General features: G+C 63.5%; 10 protein-coding genes and 1 tRNA gene. 6 read left to right on the top strand and 5 right to left on the bottom strand.

The features are described from left to right. The 5 genes from NTW26_01855 to NTW26_01835 form a co-directional block, all read right to left on the bottom strand. Positions 1-321 (bottom strand): hypothetical protein (locus NTW26_01855; GenBank protein ID MCX7021017.1); only part of this gene is annotated, 321 nt, incomplete at its 3' end. A gap of 1 nt (position 322) precedes the next feature. Further along, entirely contained in the window at positions 323-1,183 is an 861-nt protein-coding gene (locus NTW26_01850; protein ID MCX7021016.1) for a M55 family metallopeptidase, read from the bottom strand. 140 nt (positions 1,184-1,323) lie between these two features. Next, entirely contained in the window at positions 1,324-2,682 is a 1,359-nt protein-coding gene (locus NTW26_01845; protein MCX7021015.1) for a hypothetical protein, read from the bottom strand. 348 nt (positions 2,683-3,030) lie between these two features. Beyond that, entirely contained in the window at positions 3,031-4,674 is a 1,644-nt protein-coding gene (locus NTW26_01840) for an OmpA family protein (protein ID MCX7021014.1), read from the bottom strand. A 40-nt stretch (positions 4,675-4,714) separates the two neighbouring features. Next, on the bottom strand, positions 4,715-5,395 hold the full coding sequence (locus NTW26_01835; protein ID MCX7021013.1) for a hypothetical protein: 681 nt from the start codon (positions 5,393-5,395) through the stop codon (positions 4,715-4,717). Between the two features lie 300 nt (positions 5,396-5,695). Here NTW26_01835 and NTW26_01830 point away from each other — a divergent pair, with 300 nt between their 5' ends. The 6 genes from NTW26_01830 to NTW26_01805 all read left to right on the top strand — a co-directional run bounded on the left by NTW26_01830 (position 5,696) and on the right by NTW26_01805 (position 10,118). After that, a complete protein-coding gene (locus NTW26_01830) occupies positions 5,696-6,133 on the top strand; it encodes a hypothetical protein (protein ID MCX7021012.1) in 438 nt (145 codons plus the stop codon). A gap of 351 nt (positions 6,134-6,484) precedes the next feature. After that, positions 6,485-6,955 carry a hypothetical protein gene (locus NTW26_01825; GenBank protein ID MCX7021011.1) on the top strand — a complete coding sequence of 157 codons (471 nt, stop codon included), beginning with the start codon at positions 6,485-6,487 and terminating at the stop codon, positions 6,953-6,955. Between the two features lie 9 nt (positions 6,956-6,964). Next, the gene (gene rpsO / locus NTW26_01820) at positions 6,965-7,234 is read left to right on the top strand and encodes a 30S ribosomal protein S15 (GenBank protein ID MCX7021010.1); all 270 of its coding nucleotides are present in this window, start codon (positions 6,965-6,967) and stop codon (positions 7,232-7,234) included. Positions 7,235-7,280: 46 nt separating this feature from the next. Beyond that, positions 7,281-9,473, top strand: coding sequence for a polyribonucleotide nucleotidyltransferase (pnp, locus tag NTW26_01815; protein MCX7021009.1), 2,193 nt, complete (start codon positions 7,281-7,283; stop codon positions 9,471-9,473). 26 nt (positions 9,474-9,499) lie between these two features. Beyond that, entirely contained in the window at positions 9,500-9,994 is a 495-nt protein-coding gene (locus NTW26_01810) for a hypothetical protein (GenBank protein ID MCX7021008.1), read from the top strand. A 47-nt stretch (positions 9,995-10,041) separates the two neighbouring features. Next, positions 10,042-10,118, top strand: a tRNA-Met gene (locus NTW26_01805). The last annotated feature ends 170 nt before the right edge of the window (positions 10,119-10,288 follow it).

The following is a 10,288-nucleotide window of genomic DNA, read 5'->3' as shown; positions in this document are numbered from 1 at the left end:
GCGCTCCTCCCCCGTGGCTGGAGCGGCGGCGACCACGTGCCCCGCCTCGTCGGCGACGACGGCGATTCCGGGCGCGGCGACGGGCCAGGCGAAGGTCGTCCCGCCCGTCTCCAGCCGCCAGCACTCGACGGGCTGCGTCGCGGCGTCGCCGGGGAAGACGCCCGTGTGGGTCCAGTCGCGTCCGGCGCAGCGCCACGCCGCCATCCGGGCGGGATCGGGCTCGGGACGCGCGAGCGCGTCGGGAACGGCCCCCTCCTCGACCACCCCGTCGCCGCAGGCGAGGAGGAGAAGTCCGACCAGCGCGATGGAACCGGCGCGCATCCTATTCCTCCCGGATCCTCTTGGCGACCCCGGCGACCAGAAGCAGCCCCATGTATGCCCGGTAGAGGACGGGCATCGCGGGCGCGGTGATGCGGATCCGCCGCCCGCCCGTCCGCTCGAAACCGGGGTAGAGCTCCAGCAGGTCGGCCATCTGGGTCTCGGTGAGGTCCACCTCCAGGGTGCAAGGTTCGGCGGCCCGGTAGAGCGGCAGCTCCTTCCGCGAGAGAACCGCCCGTCGGGCGCCCTCGCGCAGCCGCTCCAGCACGTTCTCTGGATGCTCGCAGGCGGCGGCGAAGCGGCCGATGCCCGCCTTCGTCCGGACGAAGACGACGCCCGGGCCGAAGCTCTCGGCCACCTGGGCCTCCAGGGCGGCGTCGCCGGACACCAGCCCCAGCGGCACGCCGTAGTGGGCGGCGTAGGCGGCGTTGAGCTCGGTCTCGCCCACGACCTTCCCGTCCAGCCGAACCTCGTAAATGGCGCCGCCGGAGTAGGAGTGGTCCATCAGAGCGTCGGGTCGGCCCACCCGGCTGTGGTAGCCGACGAAGCAGGCCAGATCGTGCTCCGGGCCGAGGCCCTCCACCATGTAGTTGGGGCGCGGGAACCCGCGGATGAGGGTCACGTCCCGGGGCAGCCCGTCGGGCGGGAGGTTGAGCCCCCGGGCGTGCGCGTCGGTCACCGTTACCCCCTCGACCGGCTCACCCGCCTCCCGGGCGCCGTCCCGGAGCCCCTCGATGACGGCCAGAACCTCGGCGAGGGCCTGGCGGCGGGCGAAGGCGTGGTCCGGTCCCGCGGGGGGGTCGAAACCGGCCCAGTTCACCAGCCCCGACACGCCCTCCATGTCCAGGGAGATGAAGAACCGCACGATCTTCTCCTAAGTTGAAGGGTTCGGGGAGGGGGGCTGCTTCTCCCTCTCCCCTCTGGGGAGAGGCGCGCCTACGGGCTAGGGTGAGGGGTTCATCTTTATCCCCCTCCCTCCTTTGGGGGGAGGGTTAGGGAGGGGGCCTACTCCACCGGGCACCAGGCGGAAGCAGTGTCATAGCTAGCGTTGTCGGTCAACTGGGTCTGGTTGCGCCCGTCGGCGTCCATCACGAAGATTTCCCAGTCCCCGTCGCGGTCGGAGTCGAAGGCGATGCGGCGGCCGTCCGGACTCCAGGCGGGATACTCGTCAACGCTTGTGTTGTTCGTCAACTGGGTCTGGTTGCCCCCGTCGGCGTCCATCACGAAGATTTCGTCGTCCCCGTCGCGTTCGGAGTCGAAGGCGATGCGGCGGCCGTCCGGACTCCAGGCGGGACACCAGTCCTGGCTGGTATTGTCCGTCAACTGGGTCTGGTTGCTCCCGTCGGCGTCCATGACGATAATTTCCGCGTCCCCGCTGCGGTCGGAAACAAAGGCGATGCGGCCGCCGTCCGGGCTCCCGTCGGCGTCCATCACGAAGATTTCAGAGTCCCCGTCGCGGTCGGAGCTGAAGGTGGTGCGGCCGCCGTCCGGGCTCCAGGCGGGAAACGCGTCACTGCTGTTGTTATAGGTCAACTGTGTCTGGTTGCTCCCGTCGGTGTCCATCACGAAGATTTCTTCGTCCCCGTCGCGGTCGGAAGTGAAGGCGATGCGGCCGGAGGAACCGGCAACCGGCGATACGCTAACTGGAGCTGTAAGTCGCACCTTGTCCCCGACGACCACCGAGAAATCACCCTTCAGAACGGCCTCGGAGAGCTCATCGGCCAGAACCTTGGTGATCTTCGCCTCGCCCAGCTCCTCGACGTCGCGACCGAGGAACAGGCCGGTTTCCGGGTGATAGTACTCCTCGCCCAATCGCACCAGGTACACCGTGTCGTTCACGCTGATGTCTTCCTGGCTTCCGAGATCGGTTTTTATGGTGTTTCCCGAAACCGAAACCACGGTGCCCTCAACCGAGATGGTTCCGGACAACTGGACGGCCAGTGAATTCGCCACCGTCAACAGGTTCTCCAGACTGCGCGATTCCTGGGCCAGCGACTGCTCCACCCTGCCCAAATAAACATCCACCACCCGCACGCTGACGATATAAGACCCGCCCACCTGCGCGACCTTTCCCACAATCACCTTCTGGGCGCCCGCCAACTGACCCACCTGAACGAAGCACTCCGTGGTTGTGCAACCGGATATCGCGAGCCCCTGCTCTTCCATCAGGGCCTCCAGCCGGTCCCGCTCGACGACCTCGAAGCGGTACGTGTTGATGAGCGCATTCAAGAAACTGTCCGAAACGCCGGAGGCCTCGGATGCGCTCACCCCGCTGGGCTCGAGGCCCATGAAGGCGATCTTGAGCTTGGGCGCGGCCAGGGCGGCGGTGGCGATCAACAGGATAATAATGACTTTTCTACGCATGGCATCCCCTTACTACCGAGGAATCAGGTTTGACTCACTCACCTGGTCGAACACGGAATCCATGTTGGGGCGGGGGAATCCCCGGACGAGGGTCAAATCTCGAAGCTGTTTGTCGGGTGGGAGGTTGAGCCCCTTCTTGGTAATCATAGCTCACCCGAGCCCGAACCGCCACACCGACCCGGTGTGCGACTCCAACCGGCAGTATCCGGGAACTCAAGCCCTTTGTCCGATGGGAGGACGAGGTCTTGCGGCCGGCGTAACCGCGACGCGCAGCCTTGACCCGCTACCCCGATACGCCCCAGTAAAAAGAGGGCCCCTCGCGGGACCCTCTCATCGGTCAGTTACAGCTTAATCAACGACCTTGAACTCGATGCGGCGGTTCTGCTCGCGACCGGACTCGGTCTCGTTGGAGCCGATGGGATCGTCGGGTCCCATGCCCACGGCGGTCAGACGGTTCCGGTCAATGTTGTAGTCGTTGACCAGCACGTCCACCACGGCCTGTGCGCGGTCGCGGGAGAGCTGCATCAGGAAGGTGCGGTCTCCGCGGTCGGTGGTGTGGCCGACAATCTGGACCTTGATCATGGGGTTATCGATCATGATCCGCGCGGCATCCTCCAGCTTGCTCGCGGAGCCTGCCAGCATCACGGCCACGTTCGGCTCGAAGTTCACGCCCTCGAGGCGGAGGGTCTTCGGACCCGTGTAAACCACGGGCTCGGTGTCCGGGCAGCCGTCCTCGTCCTGGTACCCGTTGACCGTCTCCGGCTCGTTGGGGCACTTGTCCAAATTGTCGGGGATGCCGTCCGAGTCGTTGTCCGGGTCGGGACATCCATCGGTGTCCTTGTACCCGTCCATGTCCTCGGGCTCGTTGGGACATTTGTCCTCGACGTCGGGGATGCCGTCTTTATCGTTGTCGAGATCGGGGCAGCCGTCGGCGTCCTCGAAGCCGTCGAAGTCCTCGGGGTTATCGGGGCAGAGGTCCGTGTCGTCGGGGATACCGTCGCCGTCGGTGTCGCGGGGAACCAGGTCCACGTCGGCGGAGAAGCCGGTGATGACCTCGATCCAGGGGTTGTCCTTCCCCACGCCCAGGGCCACGGCGAAGTCGTAGTAGAGGAACTCATCGCCGGAGAGACGGATGCCGGGGACGACCTGGAACCAGTTGTCGGTGACGGCGTAGGTCCGGCCGTTCTTCTCCTGGTTCTCGGTGAAGGCGTACTTGCCGACCAGGTCGGTGATGAAGGAGAAGTTGTCCGTGGCCTTGACCTCGAAGCCCGCGCCGTAGAGGAAGTAATCCGGTACGGGGTAGTCATTCATCGCCACGCGCCTATCGGTCCGGCCCGTGTGTGGGTTGAACACCCACTCGTAGAGATCGTAGGTGCCCAGGGTCAAACGGTAGCCGAGGTTGAGGTGGTAGCTGAAGAGATCGTCCTTGCCCACGTGCTTCGAGAGAGCGTAGATGAAGTCTATGTTGGTGTCGCCGTGGGTCGTCCAGTTGAGCGCCTCGTCATAGAAGTTCGTGGAAAGATCGTCCTCCTGGGCGATGCCGGTCCCGAGATCGAAGCCCATAACGAGGGCCATCCCGGGCAGGTAGCCGTTCTTCTCCTCGAATATGGGGTTGAACTTCGTCCCGATGAAGAGCTCGGAGAGTCCGACCTCCTCGATGTCGGTGTCCAGGACCTTGTGCGCCGCGAAGGTCGGGGTCACGGAGAACTCCCACCAATCGAAGAAGCAGAAGGTGAGGTCGAAGGGGTTCCGGCTGTAGACGTCGGAGATGTAATTGTCCTCGGTGTCCGCCCACTCGTAACCCGAGCCCTGGATATCCTGGTAGTACGCCCAGAGGTCGAAGTGCAGCCCCAGGGCGATGCCCCACTGCTGGATGGTGTCTGCGGACCAGAGTTTGAACTGACCCGCCATGCCGTAAGGATTCGTGCCCTTTGCACTGACGCTGACGGTCAGAACAACGAGCAGCGCTACGATCAACAAAAGCTTGCGCATGGGTAAACTCCTTTCAAAAAGCCGCTGTCGTTGTTCTTGTTCAATCAACCTCGACGATTACCGGGTCGGACATGTTGCCCGAGTAATCGACGAAGCAGACGGCCCACTTGTAATCCTCGTAATCCATGGTGCCGACGTCGAAACTGGTGTCCACGAACCCAAAGGAGTAGGTCTCGCTGAGGAAGTACTTGTAGGGGTAGTAGCCCGACGGGTCGCGCACGTCCCAGCCCAGGATGGGGTTCTGGTCCCCCTTGAAGCCGTCCAGGTTCGGGTTGTAGGCGGGGAAATCCATCTCTACGTTGCTCGAGTCGGAGAAATCCACGTTGGGCTCATCGTAGATGATTACCCGGTTGGAAGCCTGCCAGTTCTCGGGCGGTATGGGGTTGGAGCGTATGGCCTCGGGGACCATGTACTTGCCGTCGGTCAGCTCGACCCAGTCCCCGACGGTGGCCTTGCGCCAGACCTTGAAGCCGAGGTAGTAAGGCTCCCGGGACTGGTACATGGTGATGTAGGGTTTGGTGAGCGCGGTGGGCTGGTCGTTGACCCACACGCGGTACACCAGGAGGGTCCCCGGGTATTCGGGGTGCCGCGCGAGGTCGTAGGGCGGGAAGACCTGAACCCTGCCCGGTGAGGACGGCTGGTTCTGATCCTGGTACAGGTCATTGGCGACCGGGTCCGTGCACCCGGCAACCAAGAACGTCACCAGGAGTGCGATGGGCACGAACCTGCACGCTAAGGGGCCCCTGCGACCGAAGGTAAACTTGAATCTACTTACCCTCATTGTGCCTCCTTGGGTGGTGAACATTTGTTAGGACGCTTGAACACGGTAAAGAATGATAATACACCAACGCTGGAAATTGAGTCAAGCTACACTTCCTCGAACGCAGACATTATCTTTCCCGCTAACTATCATTTCTACAAGAAGTTAAGCATCTATATTGACCCGCGAAGGACCCGCTGATAAGATATAAGAGGTGTTTGTATCAACTCTCGACCCCTTTTACCAGAAAGAGGTTCAAGCATGCGCAAGGCCGTTTTGGTAATCGTCCTTCTGGCCCTCCTGGCCCTGCCGGCCAGCGCCCGCGTCGGCGCCGGGATGCGTCTGGGATTCCAGGACCCGTCCTTCTGCATCAACCTCATGGGCGACTTTGAAATTACCCCGAACATTGACATCACCGCCGACTTCGACATGATAACCGCCGGCGTCTTCATGGGCCAGCTCACCGGCAACTTCAAGTACATGTTCAACCTCTCGGGCGTCAACCCCTATGCGGGCCTCGGGGTCGGCGTGCTCTTCGGGGGCGGGTACGCGGGCTTCAGCCTGCCCTTCCACGTGGGAATGCAGCTCCCCCTCGGCGCCAACTTCTACCTGGACGCCGACATACGGCCCTGCCTGTGGATCGGAGAGGGCACCTACTTCTCCTTCGGCTTCATCGCCGGCGTCGTGTATTTCTTCTAGCTGACTCCCTAGTATTCGCGGTGGGGGACCCGGTGGGTCCCCTTTTTACTTGCCTTATCGCGCCCCCCGTGTTAATCTCCTCGCGCTGGGTCCTTGGCGGCGGCCCCTCGAAGACCGGGATTCGGCCAAAGGAGAGCGGGGGAACTCCGTCCAGACGGAAACAAGGGGTTTAACCGAGCGAACCGAGCGAAGCGAGCTACGCCCCCGGCGAACCGAGCTATGCCCCTGGCGAAGCGAGCTACGCCTCTGGCGAAACCCCTTGCCCTCTCCTCTAGAAAAACGAGGGGCACTGAAGGTAGATACCTTTAGCCGGCCGCCGCGCCGGTTTTTTAATCCCCCTGGTCGGACGAGATGCAAAGACGCGCAACAATCCTCATCGTCTTCACCCTGGCGGCGCTCCTCGCGGGCTGCGGATCCAAAAAGCCCTACGAGCTAATCCGCGAGGACTTCGATGACGGCATGAACGCCCTGGACTCGGGGGACCTCGCAACCGTGGATGAGGTCGTCGCCAGGCTCCAGGAGCGCGACCCCCAGGAGCCGCTCGTCCCCTTCTTTCAGGGGATGCTGGCCCACCGCCGGGGGGAAGACGATAAAGCCGACGTTTTTTTCGACGACTTCTACTCGGCCGCCTACGACCGCTACGTCAAAGGCTTTGACAAACTGTCCATTTACGACCGCGGTTTAATTCAAACGGCCCGCACCGCCGCCCTCGACGTGATGGACCTCTATATCGGCGAGGGCCACTACATGGCCTCCAACCTCTTTAACATCCTCGTGGACGATCTCGACGCCGCCGCCAAGAACGGCGGCGCCAACCGCTAGAGGAGAAAAATGCCTCTCACCAAGGAAACGAAGACGGAAATCATCGCCAAGTTCGGCGCCAACGACAAGGACACCGGCTCCTCCGAGGTCCAGATAGCCCTGCTGACCGCCCGCATCACCGATCTGACCGAGCACTTCAAGCTGCACACCAAGGACCACCACGGTCGTCGGGGGCTGTTGAAGCTGGTCAGCAAACGCCGGCACCTCCTGAACTACCTCCAGCGCACCGAAGAGGAGCGCTACCGCAAGCTGATCACTGAGCTCGGCCTCCGCAAGTGACTAGGGGTCCCGCTCGTGAGAACGACACGAAAGTGAGTCTTTACCTATGATCGTACGCAAAGAGATAACCATCGGGCAGAACACCCTGGTGCTGGAAACCGGCCGCGTGGCCAAGCAGGCCGACGGCGCCGTCCTGGCCTCCCTGGGCGACTCCGTCGTCCTCTCCACCGCCTGCATAGACCCGCATTCCCGCGATGTGGACTTCATCCCCCTGACGGTGGACTACCGGGAGCGCAAGAGCGCGGGCGGCAAAATCCCCGGCGGTTTCTTCAAGCGCGAGGGGCGGCCCTCCACCAGCGAGATACTCGTCTGCCGCATGATAGACCGCTCGATCCGCCCCATGCTGCCCAAATCCCACAACCAAGAGACCCAGATAGTCGGCACCGCCTTCTCCGCCGACCCCGAACACCCGACCGACATCGTGGCGATGAACGGCGCCTTCGCCGCCCTCGCCCTCTCCAGCATCCCCCACGAGCACGTCCTCGGGGCGGTCCGCGTGGGGAGGATTGACGGCGCGCTGGTGTTCAACCCGAGCACCAGCGAGCTGGAGAAATCGCAGATGGACATCGTGGTCGCCGGCAGCACCGGCGCCCTGGCGATGGTCGAGGGCGAGGCCAAGGAGGTACCCGAGGAGGACCTCGCCGAGGCCCTGGAAGCCGCCCACGCGGAAATCAAGAAAATCATCGCCCTCATCAAAGAGATGGCCGCCGAGGTCGGGAAGCCCAAGCAGGTACCGGAGGAGATCACGGCGGACGCCGAGATAGTGGGCATCGTCCGCGACATGGTCGGCGACCGGCTATTCCGCGGAATGACCGGGGCCGCCGACAAGCTGGCGCGCATTGCCGCCATCAAGGAAATTAAAGACGGCGTGCTGGCCGAACTCGAGGAGCGCTGGAAGGAGTCCGAGGACAGAGCCCACCGGCTCACCCAGGCAAAGCGCACATTTAGAGAGCTCGAGCGCGAGGTCGTCCGGGGTCGCGTGGTCACCGAGGGCCTCCGGGTGGACGGACGGAAACCGGACCAGGTCCGCCAAATAACCATCGAGAACTCCTTCCTCCCCCGCACCCACGGCTCCACCCTTTTCACCCGCGGCGAGACCCAGGCCATGGTCACCGTCACCCTGGGCACCGTCTCCGACGAGCAGAAGATTGAGACCCTGACCGAGGAGTACTGGTCCCGCTTCCTTTTGCACTACAACTTCCCGCCGTACTCGGTGGGCGAGGTGCGCTTCCTTCGGGGACCCGGGCGGCGGGAAATCGGCCACGGCATGCTGGCCGAGCGGGCGCTCACCGCCGTGCTTCCCAACAAGGACGACTTCCCCTACACCATCCGCATCGTCAGCGACATCACCGAGTCCAACGGGTCGTCGTCCATGGCCACGGTCTGCGGCGGGTCTCTGGCGCTCATGGACGCCGGCGTCCCGGTCAAGGCCGCCGTGGCCGGCGTCGCCATGGGCCTCATAAAAGAAGGCGAGCAGTACATCATCCTCACCGACATCCTCGGCGACGAGGACCACGTGGGCGACATGGACTTCAAGGTCGCGGGCACCCGCACCGGCGTGACGGCCCTCCAGATGGACATCAAGCTCGACGGGCTGCCCACCGAGGTGCTCAAGCTGGCTCTGGAACAGGCCCGGCGCGGCAGGGTCCACATCCTGGACTGTATGGACGAGGTCCTCCCCGTCCACCGTGCCGAGCTCTCGCCCTACGCCCCGCGCATCCAGACCCTGGACATCCCCACGGACAGAATCCGCGACCTCATCGGCCCCGGAGGCAAGATTATCCGCAGCATCATCGAGCAGACCGGCGTCTCCATAGACGTGGAGGACAACGGCCACGTGACGGTCGCCTCGGCCGACCTCGACGCCCTCGAACGGGCCATGAAGATAATACGGGGCATCGTCACCGACCCCGAGCCGGGCGCGGTTTACACCGGCAAGGTCACGCGGCTCATGAACTTCGGCGCCTTCGTCGAAATCGCCCCCGGAAAAGAGGGCCTGGTGCACATCTCCGAGATGGAGTGGGGACGCGTGGGCAAGGTCGAGGACGTCTGCAAGGTCGGCGACGAAATGACGGTCAAGGTCACCGAGATAGACTCCCAGGGCCGGCTCAACCTCTCCCGTCGGCTCCTTCTGGAAAAGCCCGAAGGCTACGAGGAGCACCGACGCGAAAACGAAAACCGCGGCTCCGACCGGGGCGGCCAAGACCGTCACGACCGCCGACCGAGGAGGGACCACTAACCCGTCCCGCATCCGGGAGGTTTACCGTGAAAAAACTGCTGCTCATCCCGGCCCTCCTCCTGATCCTCGCCGCCTGCGGGGAGGAGGGGGAAACCGTCGAGACCGGCTACGGCATCCCCGAGCTGCGGCTCTCGGCCGCGGAGCTCGAACTGGGCGGAACCCTGGTCGTGGAGTTCACCGTCACCCACCCCGCCCTGGACGCCAAAACCGGCGAATACAACGTGGTCGAGCAGATAGAAATTTATCTGGCCGACGACAAAGACTCCATCGCCTTCGCCGACGGGGCCATCTCCACGCTCACCGGCAAGGGCGAGGCCGCCGACTTCAGCAACGAGATACTCATGGACCCCGTTACCTTCCTCCCCGGCGCCTACGAGGTCCACGTCACCTGCTTCGACAAGGTCAACGCCAACGAGCGGGCCGAGGCCACCGCCCGCTTCACCATCACCGGCCAGCCCGCCGAACCCTTGCCGGAGAACGTCCAGAAGCCGCTGCCCCAGGAGAAGGACCGGATTCAGTAACCCAAGTTGACGCCTCTCCCCTTTTGTGCTATTCTTTTTTTTGCTGACGCGGGGTGGAGCAGTTCGGTAGCTCGTTGGGCTCATAACCCAAAGGTCGCCGGTTCGAATCCGGCCCCCGCAACCAAGTGGGGTGGGCCAGTAAAGGGGCCCACCTCGTTTTTTTAATCAACGAGCACAAGTAATTTGGGTATCCGGCCCCCGCAACCAAAGGGGGCCGGTTTATTGGCCCCGCCTTAACACAGTAGGGCGGGGATTCATATCCCCGCCGTTTTTTTCTAAGGCAGCCCTCACCCC

This window comes from bacterium, from assembly GCA_026398675.1.
Taxonomy (GTDB): domain Bacteria; phylum RBG-13-66-14; class RBG-13-66-14; order RBG-13-66-14; family RBG-13-66-14; genus RBG-13-66-14.
This window is presented reverse-complemented; position numbering and strand designations above follow the sequence as displayed.

Bases quoted from the DNA above. Each gene is read 5' to 3' on its own strand.
- NTW26_01825 (MCX7021011.1), top strand. From the start codon at position 6,485: ATGCAAAGACGCGCAACAATCCTCATCGTCTTCACCCTGGCGGCGCTC.
- NTW26_01845 (MCX7021015.1), bottom strand. From the start codon at position 2,682: ATGCGTAGAAAAGTCATTATTATCCTGTTGATCGCCACCGCCGCCCTG.
- rpsO (MCX7021010.1), top strand. From the start codon at position 6,965: ATGCCTCTCACCAAGGAAACGAAGACGGAAATCATCGCCAAGTTCGGC.
- NTW26_01840 (MCX7021014.1), bottom strand. From the start codon at position 4,674: ATGCGCAAGCTTTTGTTGATCGTAGCGCTGCTCGTTGTTCTGACCGTC.
- pnp (MCX7021009.1), top strand. From the start codon at position 7,281: ATGATCGTACGCAAAGAGATAACCATCGGGCAGAACACCCTGGTGCTG.
- NTW26_01830 (MCX7021012.1), top strand. From the start codon at position 5,696: ATGCGCAAGGCCGTTTTGGTAATCGTCCTTCTGGCCCTCCTGGCCCTG.